At 71.0% G+C, this 15,250-nt stretch carries 16 protein-coding genes; 13 read left to right on the plus strand and 3 right to left on the minus strand.

Annotated features, from left to right (window positions below; translation table 11 throughout):
- Both QOL99_RS08125 and QOL99_RS08130 read left to right on the plus strand, forming a co-directional pair.
- Positions 1 to 276 (plus strand): hypothetical protein (locus QOL99_RS08125; RefSeq protein WP_285522886.1); only part of this gene is annotated, 276 nt, incomplete at its 5' end.
- Positions 273 to 698, plus strand: coding sequence for a DUF3293 domain-containing protein (locus QOL99_RS08130; protein ID WP_285522888.1), 426 nt, complete (start codon positions 273 to 275; stop codon positions 696 to 698). The genes QOL99_RS08125 and QOL99_RS08130, both read left to right, overlap by 4 nt.
- A 121-nt stretch (positions 699 to 819) precedes the next feature.
- Here the strand turns inward: QOL99_RS08130 and QOL99_RS08135 are convergent, their stop codons facing one another.
- Positions 820 to 2,040, minus strand: a complete 1,221-nt coding sequence (locus QOL99_RS08135; protein WP_285522890.1) for a zinc-dependent alcohol dehydrogenase — start codon at positions 2,038 to 2,040, stop codon at positions 820 to 822.
- On the minus strand, positions 2,037 to 2,798 hold the full coding sequence (locus tag QOL99_RS08140; protein ID WP_285522891.1) for an SRPBCC family protein: 762 nt from the start codon (positions 2,796 to 2,798) through the stop codon (positions 2,037 to 2,039). Before QOL99_RS08140 ends, QOL99_RS08135 begins: the two co-directional genes overlap by 4 nt.
- Before the next feature lie 367 nt (positions 2,799 to 3,165).
- Between QOL99_RS08140 and QOL99_RS08145 the strand changes: the two genes are divergently transcribed.
- The 8 genes from QOL99_RS08145 to QOL99_RS08180 all read left to right on the plus strand — a co-directional run bounded on the left by QOL99_RS08145 (position 3,166) and on the right by QOL99_RS08180 (position 11,907).
- Positions 3,166 to 3,924, plus strand: a complete 759-nt coding sequence (locus tag QOL99_RS08145; protein ID WP_285522893.1) for an SDR family NAD(P)-dependent oxidoreductase — start codon at positions 3,166 to 3,168, stop codon at positions 3,922 to 3,924.
- 109 nt (positions 3,925 to 4,033) lie between these two features.
- A complete protein-coding gene (locus QOL99_RS08150) occupies positions 4,034 to 4,783 on the plus strand; it encodes a sulfite exporter TauE/SafE family protein (protein ID WP_285522894.1) in 750 nt (249 codons plus the stop codon).
- A gap of 27 nt (positions 4,784 to 4,810) precedes the next feature.
- The gene (locus tag QOL99_RS08155) at positions 4,811 to 5,692 is read left to right on the plus strand and encodes a hypothetical protein (RefSeq protein ID WP_285522895.1); all 882 of its coding nucleotides are present in this window, start codon (positions 4,811 to 4,813) and stop codon (positions 5,690 to 5,692) included.
- A complete protein-coding gene (locus tag QOL99_RS08160; protein ID WP_285522897.1) occupies positions 5,689 to 5,967 on the plus strand; it encodes a hypothetical protein in 279 nt (92 codons plus the stop codon). Before QOL99_RS08155 ends, QOL99_RS08160 begins: the two co-directional genes overlap by 4 nt.
- 17 nt (positions 5,968 to 5,984) lie before the next feature.
- Positions 5,985 to 7,067 carry a hypothetical protein gene (locus QOL99_RS08165; RefSeq protein ID WP_285522898.1) on the plus strand — a complete coding sequence of 361 codons (1,083 nt, stop codon included), beginning with the start codon at positions 5,985 to 5,987 and terminating at the stop codon, positions 7,065 to 7,067.
- Positions 7,068 to 7,165: 98 nt separating this feature from the next.
- Positions 7,166 to 9,514, plus strand: coding sequence for a 3-hydroxyacyl-CoA dehydrogenase/enoyl-CoA hydratase family protein (locus tag QOL99_RS08170; protein ID WP_285522899.1), 2,349 nt, complete (start codon positions 7,166 to 7,168; stop codon positions 9,512 to 9,514).
- Between the two features lie 4 nt (positions 9,515 to 9,518).
- Positions 9,519 to 10,709: an alpha/beta hydrolase family protein gene (locus QOL99_RS08175; RefSeq protein ID WP_285522900.1), complete on the plus strand. Its 1,191-nt coding sequence runs from the start codon at positions 9,519 to 9,521 to the stop codon at positions 10,707 to 10,709.
- Positions 10,702 to 11,907 (plus strand): thiolase family protein, encoded by a 1,206-nt coding sequence (locus QOL99_RS08180; protein ID WP_285522902.1) that lies wholly within the window; start codon positions 10,702 to 10,704, stop codon positions 11,905 to 11,907. The genes QOL99_RS08175 and QOL99_RS08180 overlap by 8 nt, the downstream gene beginning before the upstream one ends.
- Before the next feature lie 60 nt (positions 11,908 to 11,967).
- Here QOL99_RS08180 and QOL99_RS08185 read toward each other — a convergent pair whose 3' ends face one another.
- Positions 11,968 to 12,876, minus strand: a complete 909-nt coding sequence (locus tag QOL99_RS08185) for an Ig-like domain-containing protein (protein WP_285522903.1) — start codon at positions 12,874 to 12,876, stop codon at positions 11,968 to 11,970.
- 97 nt (positions 12,877 to 12,973) lie between these two features.
- On the opposite strand from QOL99_RS08185, the gene QOL99_RS08190 reads away from it, so the two are divergent.
- From QOL99_RS08190 to dinB, 3 genes are all read left to right on the plus strand, one after another.
- Positions 12,974 to 14,182 carry a 23S rRNA (cytosine(2499)-C(5))-methyltransferase gene (locus tag QOL99_RS08190; RefSeq protein ID WP_285522904.1) on the plus strand — a complete coding sequence of 403 codons (1,209 nt, stop codon included), beginning with the start codon at positions 12,974 to 12,976 and terminating at the stop codon, positions 14,180 to 14,182.
- A 46-nt stretch (positions 14,183 to 14,228) separates the two neighbouring features.
- On the plus strand, positions 14,229 to 14,405 hold the full coding sequence (locus QOL99_RS17795; RefSeq protein WP_285522906.1) for a Y-family DNA polymerase: 177 nt from the start codon (positions 14,229 to 14,231) through the stop codon (positions 14,403 to 14,405).
- A partial coding sequence (gene dinB, locus QOL99_RS08200; RefSeq protein WP_285522905.1) for a DNA polymerase IV occupies positions 14,402 to 15,250 on the plus strand: 849 nt, incomplete at its 3' end. The genes QOL99_RS17795 and dinB, both read left to right, overlap by 4 nt.

Here is a 15,250-nt window from a genome sequence, read left to right on the forward strand (position 1 = left end):
GGCGGCGCGGTCTTGCAGGGACGGGTCACGGTGGCCGGGGGCGACGCGCTGACGGGCGTCTGGAGCGGGGCGGGCCGCGCCCGGCTGCTGCGCTGCACCCCGCGCTGCGAGACGGTGCAGAGCATCCCGGTGCCCGGCACCCTGCCCCTGGGCGAGAGCACGTCCTACCGGGTGGTGCTCGCCGGGGACTTCCGGCCCGGCCAGCGGGTGCGCCTGTCGCTGCGCTTCCGGCAGGCGCCGCTGCTCAATGTCGAGGCCGCCATGCTGCGCCCTTGAACGGAGGGGTGCGGGCCGCCTTCCTGGGCACGGGGTACGGCACCGCCGTAGGGCGCGCCCGCCTGTCGGAGCAACCGGGACCGGCTCCCACCTGGGCTGCCGGGTCCTGGGCCATCGTCACCGCCTGGAATCCGGGCGGGGAGCGGGTTTCCGGGGCGGTGAACGTGCAGGCGCAGGCCGAGCTTCTCGCCCTGGTACGGGCCAGCGGGTTCGCCCTCACCCCTGCCGTCAACGGCGAGGGCGACTGGACCGAGGCCGCGCTGCTGGTTCACGGGGCGCGGCTGAGGCGGGCGGCCGAGTGGGGCCTTCAGTTCCGGCAGGCCGCCGTGCTGTGGGGCGTCGGTGCACGGGCGGCGCTGGTGTGGCTGGACAGTGGCAGGGTGACGGCGGTGGAGCGGCGCTGGGTGGTGGAGCACGGTTGACGGGGGGCCCTTCACCCCGCTGCTTTGCAGCGCCCCTCTCCCAGAGGTAGAGGAGCGGGCAAAGCAAAAAACCCTCTCCCCGGGGGAGAGGGCCTCGCGCGGCGAGGGGTGAGGGCTATCCTCAGCCCTGCGCCTGGGGCGCCGGTGTCGGCTCGTGGTCCTTGGGGTCAGCCCAGGGGTCGAGGACGCACTTGATGCAGCCGTCGTGCTTGTGCTTGAAGATGTGGTAGGCGTGCGGCGCCTCGTCGAGCGTCAGGCGGTGGGTGATGATCCGGGTGGGGTCGATCTCGCCGCGCTGGATGTACCCGGTCAGCCGGTCAAGGTAGCGGTGCACGTGGGTCTGGCCGGTCTTCATGGTCAGGCCCTTGTTCATAAAGGCCCCCAGCGGAATCTTGTCGGCGAGGCCGCCGTACACGCCGGGCACGCTGACGGTGCCCCCCTTGCGGCAGGCCATGATCGCGGCCCGCAGCGCGTGGGGGCGGTCACTTTCCAGCACGCGGGTGGTCTGCTTGACCGCGTCGGCCACGCCCAGCAGCCCGTGCGCCTGCGCTTCGAGGCCCACCGCGTCCATCACGCTGTCGGGGCCGCGCCCGCCGGTCATCTCCTTGAGGAGCTCGAAGACGTTCTCCTCCTCGTAGTTGATCGTCTCCGCGCCGTAGGAGCGGGCCATCTCCAGCCGCTCGGGGAAGCGGTCGATGGCAATCACGCGCTCGGCGCCCAGCAGGAAGGCGCTGGCGATGCCGAACAGGCCCACCGGCCCCGCCCCGAAGACGGCCACCACGTCGCCGCCCTGGATGTCGCAGTGCTCGGCGCCCATGAAGCCGGTCGGGAAGATGTCGGTGAGGAACAGCACCTGCTCGTCGGTCAGGCCGTCGGGCACCTTGTAGAGGTTGGCGTCGGCGTAGACGGTGCGGGCAAACTGCGCCTGCCCACCCGCGTACCCGCCGGTGATGTGCGAGTACCCGTACAGCCCGGCGGGCGAGTAGCCCCAGAACTTCTCGGCCAGCCCCGGATTGGGGTTGGAGTTGTCGCACAGCGAGGTCAGGCCCTTCTGGCAAAACCAGCACTTGCCGCAGGCGATGGGAAAGGGCACGATCACCCGGTCGCCCACCTTGACCTTGCGGACCTCGGGGCCGACCTCCACGACCTCGCCCATGAACTCGTGGCCCACGATGTCGCCGTGGACCATGCTGGGCACGTACCCGTCCATCAGGTGCAGGTCCGAGCCGCAGATCGCGGTTTTGGTCACGCGCACGATGGCGTCGGTGGGCTGCAGGATCTGGGGGTCAGGCACCGTCTCCACGCCCATGCGGTTGACGCCCTGCCACACGACGGCCTTCACGAGGTTCTCCGGTTGTCGTACATCTTCGCCTCCGCCTTCATGGCCCCCTTGCGGCCGCTGGACTGGCCCTCGGTGGTGGGAATGTGCCCGACCTCCAGCAGCCGCTTGAGCCGCCGCAGGTCATGTTCGATCTGGATATTGGGGTCCTCGCCCAGCAGCCGGGCGACGGTGGCCCCCAGGGTGCCTCCCGGCGGGCGGTAGGTCAGCGAGACGTGAATCTCGGTGCCCCGGTCGCCGGGGGCAGGGCGGAACTCTACTGCACCCTCGTTGGGCACGGTCGCGCCCTCCAGCGAGCGCCACGCGATGCGGCGGCCCGGCTCGTCGGCGGTGATCTCGGCGTCCCACTCGACTGTCGTGCCCACCGGGGCCTTGGCGACCCAGTGCGAGCGCTGGCCGTCCCCGCCGCCCACCTTCACCGATTCGAGGTGGTCCATGAAGCGCGGCAGGTTCTCGAAGTCGCGCCAGAAGGTGTACAACTCGTCGGCGCCCAGGCCGACCGTGATCGCCTTCTCGACCTTGATCTGGTCGTCCTGGGTGCGGCGCACGCCCGTGACCGCTTCCCCCAGGCCCTGGCCCATCGCCGCGCCCGCGACGAGCAGGGCTCCCCCGGCGGCGAGCAGCACGCCGACCGTGCCGCGCTGGCGCAGGCTCAGGGCGATCAGCCCTGCCCCGATCGCGCCGAACAGCACCCGCTCGGTGGGGCTGGAATTCTGCGGGCTCTCCGGACGGTCCCTGTCTTCTCGTTGGTTGGTCGTCATTCGGGTGTCACTCCTTTGCAGTGAGGCGGGCCTTGACCCGCTTGGCCAGCGTGGGGGGGGGTGGGCAGACTCGGCACCCGTGCGGCCCGGCGCGGGCCGCCGTGCTCGCCGTTCCGGCGCTCCCACGAGGCGGCGGATCTGGCCCGGCATGCCCAGCTCGGCGGCGCCCAGCCCCAGGCTGAACCCGACCAGGTTCCTCGCCCCTCGCTGTGCGTCCATGTGTCTGCCTCCTTTGTCGGTCAGGCTTCGTCGGTCAGGTCCTGCGAACAGTTCCCAGCGTCGCAGAAGACCCCAGCCCTTTCGCCCCGGCGGGCTAGAGAGTTGCTTCACGCGGGCGCGGCCCCGCCCCGCCTGCTCTCATGCCCCCATGCTCGACCTGACAGGCAAGGTGGTGCTGGTGACCGGCGGCTCGCGCGGCATCGGCGCGGCGACGGTGCGGACGCTGGCGGCGGTGGGGGCCAGCGTGATCGTGCACTACGGGCGCAGCGAGCAGCAGGCCCGCTCGCTGGTGGAGGAGGTGGGCGGGGAGGAGCGGGCCGCAGCGCTGGGCGCCGACCTCGCGCAGCCGGGCGCCGGGGCCGCCCTCTTCCGGGAGGCCGTGGCGTGGCGCGGGCGGGTGGACGTGCTGGTGAACAATGCCGGGATCGCCCCGACGGTGACGGTGGACGACCCCGACGAAGCCTGGGCGGACACCTGGGCGCAGACCCTGCAGGTCAATCTGGTCGCGGTGGCGGACCTGTGCCGGGAGGCCGTGCGGCACTTCCGCACGCGGGGCGGCGGCACGATCATCAACGTGGCGAGCCGCGCGGCTTTCCGGGGTGACAACCCCGACGCGATGCACTACGCGGCCTCCAAGGGAGGCGTGATCGCCCTGACCCGCTCCATCGCGCGGGGGTACGCCCGCGAGGGCATCCTGGCCTACGCGGTCGCGCCGGGCTGGGTCCGCACCGATATGGCGGAAGGCTACCTGCGCGAGCACGCCGCCGACCTCGCCCGCGACATCCCGATGGGCGACGTGGTCCCGCCCGAGGAGGTCGCGCACACGATTGCCTTTCTCGCTTCCGAGCTGGCCCGCCACATGACGGGCGCGACCCTGGACCTGAACGGGGCCTCCTACGTCCGCTGAGGGAGAGCCGTGTTAGCCTCCTTGCCGTGATCCCGACTAGTGGCTGGCAGCGAAGGTGGAGCGCGTCCGTGGAGGGCACCCGGACACGCTTCACCTCCGCCACCGTTCTATGACCCTCGCCGTGATCGCCGTGGGCCTGCTGGCCGGAATTCTGGGCGCGATCCTGGGGCTGGGCGGCGGTGTGGTCGTCGTGCCCGCGCTGGAATTCGTGCTGCCCCTCTTCGGGCGCGACATCAGCATCAGCCAGGCGGTGGCCGTCTCGCAGATCGGGGTGCTGGCGGTGGGGCTCAGCGGGGCGGCGAGCTACCTGCAGCAGGGGCTGGTGCGGGCGCGGACCGGCTACCTGCTCTCGCCCTACACCATCCTGGGTGGGGCGGTGGGCTCTTTCCTGGGCCTGGTGCTGCCCGCCCGCGCGGTGGCGACGGTGTTCGCCCTGCTGCTGCTGTATTCCGCCTACAACCTGCTGCGCGGGCTGAGGCGGGTGGAGGTCGAGCGGGCACCCAGCCGCCTGGTCCCCCCGGCCATGACCTTCGCGGGCGTGATGAGCGGGCTGCTGGGCATCGGCGGGGGCACGGTGCAAGTGCCGGTGCTCAACCTGCTGGCGGGTGTCCCCATCCGGCAGGCCATCGCCACCTCGACCTTCATCATGGGCCTGACCGCCGTGGGCAACGCGCTGGTGTACCACGCGGGGGGCCTGCTGGACGTGCGGCTGGCCGCCGGGGTCGCGCTGGGCGTGCTGATCGGGGCGCGGGCCGGGGCCGGGCTGCAAAGCCGCATCCCCGCCGCGCAGCTCAAGCTGTTTTTCAGCGTGCTGCTGATCTTCACGGCGGGGCAACTGCTGTGGAAATACTGGAGTTAGGAAATACTGGAGTTAGGAGGTGGAGCCATGACGAAAACAAGGAAAGCGGCCCGTCAGATGCACGTCTTCAAGGTGACCAGCCGGGTGAAGGTGGAGGGCGAGCGCCGGTATCCCTACCGGGTGCTGGGGATGCCGCAGGACGCGGACCTCGACGCGCTGGCGGGGGCCATCGTGTCGGCCTTCGGCTTCGACCTGGACCACGCCTACGGGTTTTTCGACGGCAGGAATCCCTACCGCTCGGCCGTGGCCTACGAACTGTTCCGGGACCTGGAGGGCGGTGGCTCGCCCCTTTCTGCCGCCCGTCCGGGCGGTCCCGGTGACCTGCCTGAGGAGCTGGCCGACGAGGCCGACCTCGCCCTGACGCTGGCGCTGGACGGCCTGAGCCAGTCGGCCCTGCTGCGGGAGACCGCCGCCTTCCTGACCCGCCGCCTGGAGGAGGAAGTGCTGCCCCGCGTCCCGGGGCGGTTGCAGGACGCGGTGCGCGAGCGGCTCTCGGCCTTCGCCGCCGAGGCTCTCGCGCTGGGGGAGGAGGAAGAGGACGTTTCCTTCAGCGTGGCCATGCCGCCCGAGGTGCGGGCCATGCTGGCTCGGCCGGACGGCATCGAGCAGGTGCTGGCGACCCTCGCCCCGGCCCGGCAGGGGCTGGGGGCGGGGGACGATCTGCCAGGCCTGGCCGGACTGGACCCGGCCCCCGGACGCGGGCGCGAGGAGCACGGCGTCCGGGGTGTCCCCGTCACCGAGCCCTTCGGGCGGCAGGAAAAGTGGACCTTCCTCTTCGACTACGGCGACGACTGGACCTTCGACGTGACCTACCAGGGCCTTCAGGACGCCCCGCCCCGCGTCCGGCTGCCGCACGTGCTGGACAGCGTGGGCACCGCCCCCGATCAGTACCCGGAGTGGGACGAATGACGCCTCCCCGGCCCGACACCGAACTCGCGGGCCTGCCCGACTGGCTGTATCCGCTCGGCTTCTGGGTGGCGGTGGGCCTGCTCGCGCTGGGCGTGCTGTTCCCCCGCCTGGCCGCCCTCGCCGTGGGCTGGGTGGGGCTGGTGCCCGTGCTGGCCGCCGTGTGGGTGGCGGCAGCCGCGTGGAACCGGGACCGCCGCCTGAGCTTCGCGGCCCTCGCGGCGCTGGCGGGGCTGGTCGTCGTGTTCGTGGTGAAAGGGTTTTTGCCGGGCGCGTAGGCCCGCTACCCTGGGTCATGACCCTTCGCGCCGCCCTCCTCGCGGGGCTGATGCTGTGTTCGGCGGCTCTGTCTCAGCGCACCCCGCAGGAACTGGCCGGGGCACTTCAGGCCGCCGCCCGTGCCGGAAATGCTGCCGCCTACCGTGCCCTGCTCGCGCCGGAGGGCACCTTCACGGTCGAGGGTGCGAACTTCGCGGCGGACCTCGCCCGGCGGGTGCCCCGGGACGTGACCTACACCTTCAGCGACGTGCAGCAGCAGGGGGCACGGGCCGAGGCCACCCTCACCCTGGTCTGGACGCGGGTGCCCGGCGAGGTCCGCCGGGTGACCCTTCCGGTGGAACTGCTGCGGGTGGGGGAGGTCTGGCGCTACGCGGGCGAGGCGTTCACTCCCCTGAAGGCCGGGGCGGGCCGCCTCCTCGCCCTGAAGGTGCCGGGCCTGGCGCAGAGGGCCGACTGGCTGGCGCCCCTGCTGCCCCGCGCCTCCCGCGAGGTGGAGCGGGTGCTGGGGCTGAGCGTGCCGCAGGGGGCCGTGGTCAAGGTCTACCCGGACGCCGAGCGTCTCAGCGCCACCGTGTATCCCTCGCTGCAGCCCGTTTCCGGCTGGAACGAACCCGGCGAGGCGATCAAGCTGGTGGTGCCCGGCGGCTCCCCGGCCGAGGCCCAGGCGTCGGCGCTGCGGTTGCTCACCCATGAATTCACGCACCTCGCCGTGGGGCTGGCGGCGGGGTCGGGCGGCGACAAACGCATTCCCTGGTGGCTGCACGAGGGGCTGGCGAACCTCGCCGCCCGCGCCTTTGTGGCCGAGTCCGGCTGGCGGGCGTGGCAGGTCCGCGCGAACGCCTACGCCCGCGCCGGATGGGTTCCCCTCGCCGAGCTGGCCGACTTTCCCGCCGTGCCCGAGGCAAGATGGGACAATGCCTACCGTCAGGGTCTGGGCGTGGTGGAGTTTCTGTCCGACGAACAGGGCGGGGACGCCCCCTGGCGATTCGCGCAGGCGTTCGCCCAGAGTGGTGACCGCGACCGGGCAGCCCGCGCGGTGGGCTTCGCCTCCTTCGCCGCGCTGGAGACGGCGGCGCGGGCGTGGCTGGCGGCCCGCTGAGTCCGCACCCTCTGTGTCATCGTCGGTGGACAAACGCCCCGGCTCCCCCTACCCTTTGAACCGAGTTCAATAATTTACTGCTCACCGCAGGAGGTCGCATGAAGACACAGCCTTACCGTATCCAGAAGGCCGCCGTGATCGGCGCGGGTGTGATGGGCGCCGCCATCGCCGCGCAGCTCGCCAACGCGGGCATTCCCGTTCTGCTGCTCGACATCGTGCTGCCGGACAACCCCGACCGCAACTTCCTCGCCAAGCAGGGGATTCAGCGGGCGCTGAAGGCCCGCCCCGCCGCCTTCATGGACCCGGACCGCGCCGCTCTCATCACGCCGGGGAACCTCGAGGACGACCTCAAGAAGCTGAAGGACGCCGACTGGATTCTCGAAGCGATCATCGAGAAGCTCGACGCCAAACGCGACCTGTGGGCGCGGGTGGAGGGCGTCGCGAAGAAGACGGCGATCATTTCCTCGAACTCCTCGGGCATCCCCATGCATCTCCAGATCGAGGGCCGGAGCGAGGACTTCGGGCGCCGCTTCGTCGGGGCGCACTTCTTCAACCCGCCGCGCTACCTGCACCTCCTCGAAGTCATCCCCACGCCGGGGACCGACCCCGCCGTGCTGGAGGCCTTCAGCGAGTTCGGGGAAGGGGTGCTGGGCAAGGGCATCGTGGTCGCCAACGACGTGCCCGGCTTCGTCGCCAACCGCATCGGCGTGTACGGGATCGTCCGCGCGATGCAGCACATGGAGCGCACGGGCCTCACGCCCGACGAGGTGGACCAGCTCACCGGCCCCGCGCTGGGCCGCGCCAAGAGTGCGACTTTCCGCACCGCCGACCTCTCGGGCCTGGACATCATCTACCACGTGGCGAACGACCTCGGCAAAGCCACGCCCGCCGACGAGGACTTCACGCTGACAGGCACCTTCCGCAAGCTCGTCGAGGAGAAGAAGTTCCTGGGCGACAAGACGGGGAGCGGCTTCTACAAGAAGACGAAGGACGAGAAGGGCAAGACGAAGATTCTTTCGCTCAACCTCCAGACCCTGGAGTACGAGGACCGGGGCAAGGTCAAGGTGCCCGCCGTGGAGGCGGTCAAGAGCCAGCCCCTCGCCGCCCGCGTGAAGGCGCTGTACGGCGCCGAGGGCAAGGAGGGCGACTTCCTGCGCGGCGTGATGAACGACGGCTTCTGGTACGCCGCGAAGATGGCCGGACATGTGTCGAACCGCCTGCAGGACATCGACAACGCCCTGAAGTGGGGCTTCGGCTGGGAGGAAGGCCCCTTCGAGACGATGGACACCCTCGGGGTCCAGACGGTGATCGCCAACCTGGAGGCCGAGGGCCGCACGCTGCCGCCCCTGCTTCAGGCGATGAAGGACTCGGGGCGCGAGCGCTTCTACCAGGGCGACGAGACGGTCACGCCGACGGGCGAGCCGACCCCGTATCAGGCCCCCTACTTCATCCTGACCGACCTGAAAAAGGACGCGACGAAGGTCGTCAAGAAGCGCCCCGGCGCGAGCGTCGTGGACCTGGGCGACGGGGTGCTGCTCGTCGAGTGGCACGCCAAGATGAACGCGCTGGGCGAGGACCAGCTGCGCGCCGTGCAGGACGCGCACAAGCTCGTTCAGGAGATGGGCTACGCGGGATTGGTGGTGGGCAACCAGGGCGAGAACTTCTCCGCCGGGGCGAACCTGCCGCTGATCCTCTCGCAGGCGCAGGCCGAGGAATGGGACGAGCTGGACGACGCGATCAAGCAGTTCCAGCAGGTGACGACCTCCATGCGTTTTTCTCCCCACCCCACCGTCGCGGCCCCCTTCGGGCTGGCGCTGGGCGGCGGCTGCGAGTTCTCCATCCACGCCGACCACATCGTCGCCAGCGCCGAGACGTACATGGGGCTGGTGGAAGTCGGCGTGGGGCTGATTCCCGGTGGCGGCGGCACCAAGGAGATGCTGCTGCGCTTCACCGACCAGCTTCAGCCCAACCAGCCGCTGCTGCCCGCCGTGCAGCGGGCCTTTGAGCTGATCGGCACGGCGAAGGTCAGCACCTCGGCCCTGGAAGCCCGCAAGCTCGGCTTCCTGCAAGGGCACGACACGGTGGTCATGAACAGGAACCACGTGATCGAGGAGGCCAAGCGGATGGTGCTGGCCCTGGCCCCCGGCTACGTGCAGCCCACGCCCCGCCAGGACATCCCGGTGATGGGCGACGCCGCCATCGCCGCTGTCAAGCTCGCGCTGTACGGCATGACCGAAGGCGGGTACGCCACCCCCTACGACGCGGTGGTGGGCGAGCAGCTTGCCCGCGTGCTCTCGGGCGGCACCGGCAACAACCGCACCGCCAAGGTGTCCGAACAGCACCTGCTCGACCTCGAACGCGACGCCTTCCTGACCCTGCTGGGCAAGAAGGGCACCCAGCAGCGGATCGAGCACATGCTCAAGACCGGGAAGCCGCTGAGGAACTGACCCCATGACCCCGCGCCCCCTGACCCGCCTGCGGGCCGTGCCCCCCCAGCGTCTGCTGGGCTGGGCTGCGCTCGCCTACGCCGGGCTGCTGGCGGCGGGCGCGGTCGTGGGCTCCGAGGTCGCGCTGCGCTCCAAGACCCGGCGGGTCAAGGGGGCCTTCGTGCCCGTGCGGCGGCAGGGCGACGCCCTGTGGCTGCCCGCCCTGCCCGAGACGCTGGCCCGTGGGGTGGTCGGGGTGGTCCCGCTGCGGGCCGGTGGCGGTCACGCCCTGCTGGGGCCGGGCCGGGTGATGGGCACCCTGGTGCGGCGGGAGATCCGGGCAGAGCGCGGCTTGCGTCCCCAGGGTGCCCTCGCCTGGGTGTCCTCCTTCGTGTACAACGGCACCCCGGCCCAGCTTGGCGTGGGGTACGAGGACACGGTCATTCCCACCCCGGTGGGCGACATGCCCGCCTGGCACATCCCGCCGACCTCGGGCGAGCGGGATGCCGTCGTCATCGTGATTCACGGGCACGGCGGGCAGCGGTCGCAGGCCCTGCGGATGCTTCCGGCGCTGCGGCGCACCGGGGCCGGGGCCCTCTTCGTCACCTTTCGCAATGCCTTCGGTGCCCCGCGCTCCGGGAACGGCTTTCACACGCTGGGCGACGAGGAGGCCGAGGACGTGCTCGCCGCGCTGACGTGGGCGCGGGAGGCGGGCTACCGCCGGGCGGTGCTGTACGGCTTCTCGATGGGCGGCAACATCGCCCTGAGCGTGCTGCGCCCCCGGCACGAACCGTTTCCCATCCCCGTCGCGGGCGTGATGCTGGACTGCCCGGCGCTGGAGTGGCGCGGGGTGATCCGGGCGCAGGGCCAGCGCTTCGGCCTCCCGACCCTGCTGGCGCGGCACGTCGCGCGGGCGGTGGAGGCCCTCGTCACCCGGCGCTCCGGGCAGGATTTCGACGCGGTGGACCAGATCGCCGCCGCCTCCCGGTTCAAGGTGCCCATCCTGCTGTGGCACGGCACCCGCGACCGTACCATTCCGGTGGAGCAGGCCGACGCGCTGGCCGCCGCCCGCCCCGATCTGGTGGAGTATCACCGGGTCGAGGGCGCCAAGCACATCCGCTGCTGGAATCTGGACCCTCACAACTACGATCTGACGCTGGAAGGCTTTATCAAGCGGGTTCTTCCAGCCTCTGACCAAGGAGAACACCATGCGTGACGCAGTTATCGTTTCCGCCGTTCGGACCCCCGTGGGGCGCGGCGTCAAGGGAACCCTCGCCAACACCCGCCCCGACGACCTCGCTGCCCTGGTGCTGAATGAAGCCGTGCGGCGGGCGGGCGTGGACGTTTCCATCGTGGAGGACGTGTACCTCGGCTGCGCCATCCCCGAAGCCGAGCAAGGCCTGAACGTGGCGCGGATGGCCGCGCTGCGGGCCGGAATGCCCGACACCGTGGGCGGGGTGACCATTAACCGCTTCTGCTCCAGCGGCCTCCAGACCATCGCGATGGCGGCAGCGGCCATTCAGACCGGGCAGGCCGACGTGATGCTCGCGGGTGGCGTGGAGAGCATGAGCATGGTGCCCATGACCGGCCACAACCCCAGCCCCAACCCGGGGCTCGTGGACGAGCGCCCCGGCGCCTACATCGGCATGGGCCTGACCGCCGAGAACGTGGCCGCCAAGTACGGCGTGAGCCGCGAGGACCAGGACGCCTTTGCCCTCCGTTCCCATCAGCGCGCGGCGGCGGCCCAGGACTCCGGCCGGTTCGACGCCGAGATCATCGCCGTGCCCGTGCAGGTGGATAGGGTCAAGGGCACCAAGGTCACCTCCACGACCGTCAACTTCGACAAGGACGAGCTGATTCGCCGGGACGCCAACGTGGCCGACATGGCGAAGGTGCGCCCGGCCTTCAAGATGGGCGGCTCGGTCAGCGCGGCCAACTCCAGCCCCTTTTCCGACGGCGCCTCGGCAGTCCTGATCATGAGCGGCGAGAAGGCGCAGGAACTCGGTGTCAAACCGCTGGCGAAGTTCCTGGGCTTCGCGGTCGCGGGTGTCGAGCCCGAGCTGATGGGCATCGGCCCCGTGAAGGCCGTGCCGAAGGTGCTCGCGCAGACGGGCCTGACCCTCGACGACATCGACCTGATCGAGCTGAACGAGGCGTTCGCCGCCCAGAGCCTCGCCGTGGCCCGTGAGCTGGGCTTCGACCAGGAGAAGATGAACGTGAACGGCGGCGCCATCGCCCTGGGGCACCCGCTGGGCTGCTCGGGCGCCAAGCTGACCACCACCGCGATCTATGAGCTGCGGCGGCGGGGCGGCGGCAAGGCGCTGATTACCATGTGCATCGGCGGCGGCATGGGCGCGGCGGGCGTGATCGAGGTCTACCCGGAGGAAGGGGCGGGGGAGACGGCGGCGGATTGAGGCTGAGGGATTCAAAGATGAGGGCGACTCCACGCACGGAGTCGCCCTCTTTGCCGGAAGTTAGCGGCGTTCGAGGAGGTTCACGGCCTCCTGCTGGATACCGGATACCTTCAACGCCTGGGCCTGGAGGGCTGCCCCGGTGCGGAACTGGCGCTGAACAGCTTGAGCAGCCAGGGCGCGGGCATCCGCTTTGGCGGCAGCCTGGGCCGTCAGTTCCTCGGGCACCTCGCTGCTGACTTGCACGAGAGCGACGTAGACCGCCCGGTTGGGTTGCTGGGTCACCCGATCAACGAGGGCGCCTGCACCAAAGAAGGTGGGAGAACCCTGATAGTTTTCCAGACGTCCGTCGTCGTCACTGGCGACGAGATACGCCCGGACGCTTTCAGCGTTCAGATCATAAGAGAAGAAGGTTTCCAGTTCGCCCGCTGCGGTGATGGGTCCGAGCAGGCTCGCGCCCGTCTGGGTCTGCGCCTCGTTCGTGTAGCCTCCAACCGCCACCCTGCGACCCTCGTTCTGAACCTCGTCAAACAGGATCATGGCTCCTCGCTGGATGATCTGCTCCGTGTTGGCGTCGGCCACGGCCCAGCCCCAGACGCCCTGATAGAGGGTGGACGTGCGGGCCACGTTCACGGTGACCTGGGCTCCGGCCTGACCCTGGTTGCCCGCCGCGTCGTAAGCCCGGGCACTCACATTGAGCTGGCCGTTGTCGCTGCTGGTGACGGCAAAGCTGGCCGTGAAGGGCGCGGTGGTATCGGTGGCGATCAGGGTCGCCCCCCGGTAGAACTCGACCTTCGTCACGCCCACGTTGTCACTGGCGCTGGCCGTCAGGTTGACGGAGGAGCCGCTCTGGGCACCGCTGAGGCTGACGGTGGGTGCCGTGCGGTCCACGGTCGGCTGCGGAGTTCCGCCCCCGCACGAGGCGAGCAGCAGGGCAGAACCGAGGAGGGGCAGAGAGAACTTGGTCTTCACCCCCCAAGCCTATGGAAGAGTCTGCTCTCATGTGGCGCATTTGCGCGGAAGGCGAGATTCCCATTCCCTTCACCCCCCTGCGCTACCCTGCCTCCCGATGTCGCAGCCCCCTACCGCCCCCCGCTCCCGCCTTCGCCTGCGCGTGACCGCTCCCGCCGAGGCGCACCTGCGGGCCGGGCACCCCTGGCTCTACGAGGGCAGCGTGCGGGGGCAAAACCGCGAGGGCGAGGCGGGCGAGCTGGCCGTGATCTACGACCGCCGCGACCGCTTTCTGGCGATCGGGCTATACGACCCGCACTCGCCGCTGCGGTTGCGGGTGCTGCACACGGGGCTGCCCGTCACGGTGGACGAGCTGTGGTGGGGCGCGAGGCTCGACGCCGCGCTCCTGCGCCGGGCAGCCCTCTTCGGCCCGGATACCGACGGGTACCGGGTCGTGAATGGCGAGTCGGACGGCTTTCCGGGTGCGGTGATCGACCGCTACGCGGACACGCTGGTGCTCAAGCTCTACACGGCGGCGTGGTTTCCCCACCTGCCCCTGCTGCGGGGGCTGCTGGAGGAGCGCTTTCCCGGCTTCCGGGTGGTGCTGCGCCTCAGCCGCAATATCGGGGCGCTGGCGGAGGCGGTGGGGCTGGGAGACGGCCTCACGGTCGCAGGCGAGGCGCCCGACGGCCCCGTCGTCTTCCGCGAGACGGGGCTGAAGTTCGAGGCGGACGTGGTCAGGGGCCAGAAGACCGGCTTTTTCCTCGATCAGCGCGAGAACCGCCGCCGGGTGGAGGGCCTCTCGCAGGGGCGGCGGGTGCTCAACGCCTTTTCCTTCTCCGGAGGCTTCTCGCTCTACGCGGCGCGGGGCGGGGCTCGGGAGGTCGTCAGCCTCGACCTCAGCGCCCACGCGCTGGCGAGTGCGGAGCGGAACTTTTCGCTCAACCCTGGCGTGAGTGCCGCCCACGAGACGGTGCAGGCCGACGTGTTCGAGTGGCTGAAAGGGACGCGGCGCGAGTTTGACCTGACCATTCTCGATCCGCCCTCGCTGGCGCGGCGGGAGGCCGAGCGGGAGGGGGCGATCCGGGCCTACGGGAAGCTCGCCGGAGACGGGATTCGCCGCCTCGCGCCGGGCGGGGTGCTCGTCAGCGCGTCGTGCTCCGCGCACGTCAGCGCCGAGGAGTTCTGGGAGGCGGTGCGCGCGGCGGCCCGGCGCAGTGGCCGCCGCTGGCGCGAGCTGCGCCGGAGCCGCCACGCGCCCGACCACCACGCGTCCTTTCCGGAAGCCGAGTACCTCAAGGCGATCTTCCTCCAGCTCGAACCCTGAGGCTCTGGCCGTGACCGGGCCGCCGCGCAAGATCATTCACGTGGACATGGACGCCTTTTACGCGTCCGTGGAGCAGCGCGACGATCCCCGGCTGCGCGGGCGTCCCGTCGCGGTCGCCTGGGGCGGCAAACGCANACGCGCCCGACCACCACGCGTCCTTTCCGGAAGCCGAGTACCTCAAGGCGATCTTCCTCCAGCTCGAACCCTGAGGCTCTGGCCGTGACCGGGCCGCCGCGCAAGATCATTCACGTGGACATGGACGCCTTTTACGCGTCCGTGGAGCAGCGCGACGATCCCCGGCTGCGCGGGCGTCCCGTCGCGGTCGCCTGGGGCGGCAAACGCAGCGTGGTGCTCACGGCGAGTTACGAGGCCCGGCCCTTCGGCGTCCGCAGCGCGATGCCGCTGTACCGGGCGCTGGAACGCTGTCCGGGGCTGGTCGTCGTGGAGCCGAGGTTCGGCGCCTACCGCGAGGTGAGCGCGCAGGTGCGCGAGGTCTTTCGGGGCTACACCCCCCTGGTCGAGCCGCTGTCGCTGGACGAGGCGTACCTCGACGTGACCGCGCCGCTGCGGGGCGGGCCGAGTGCCACCCGGATCGCGGGGGCCATCCGCGCCGAGATTCATGCGGCCACCGGACTGACGGCCACGGCGGGGGTCAGCGTGAACAAGTTCCTCGCCAAGCTGGCGAGCGGCATGAACAAGCCCGACGGCCTGACCGTGCTGCTGCCCGCGCAGGCGCACGCGCTGCTGGCGAGCCTGCCCACCTCGGCCTTTCACGGGATCGGCCCGGCGACCGCCGCCAAGCTCGCCGCGCACGGCATCCACACCGGGGCCGACCTGCGGCGCACCCCGCCCGCCCACCTCGCCGCGTGGTTCGGGCGGGTGGGGGAACACTTCGCCCGCATCGCGCGGGGGCAGGACGACCGCCCAGTGGAACCGGACCGCCCCCCGGTGTCGGTCGGCAGCGAGGAAACCTACGCGGACGACCTGCGCGGGCCAGAGGCGGTCCGCGCCGCCCTGCCGCCCCTCGCGCGGGCGGTCGAGGAGCGGCTGACGCGGGCGGGCCTCGCC

Origin of the sequence: Deinococcus rhizophilus (assembly GCF_030271215.1) — a bacterium.
In the GTDB taxonomy this organism is placed as follows: domain Bacteria; phylum Deinococcota; class Deinococci; order Deinococcales; family Deinococcaceae; genus Deinococcus; species Deinococcus rhizophilus.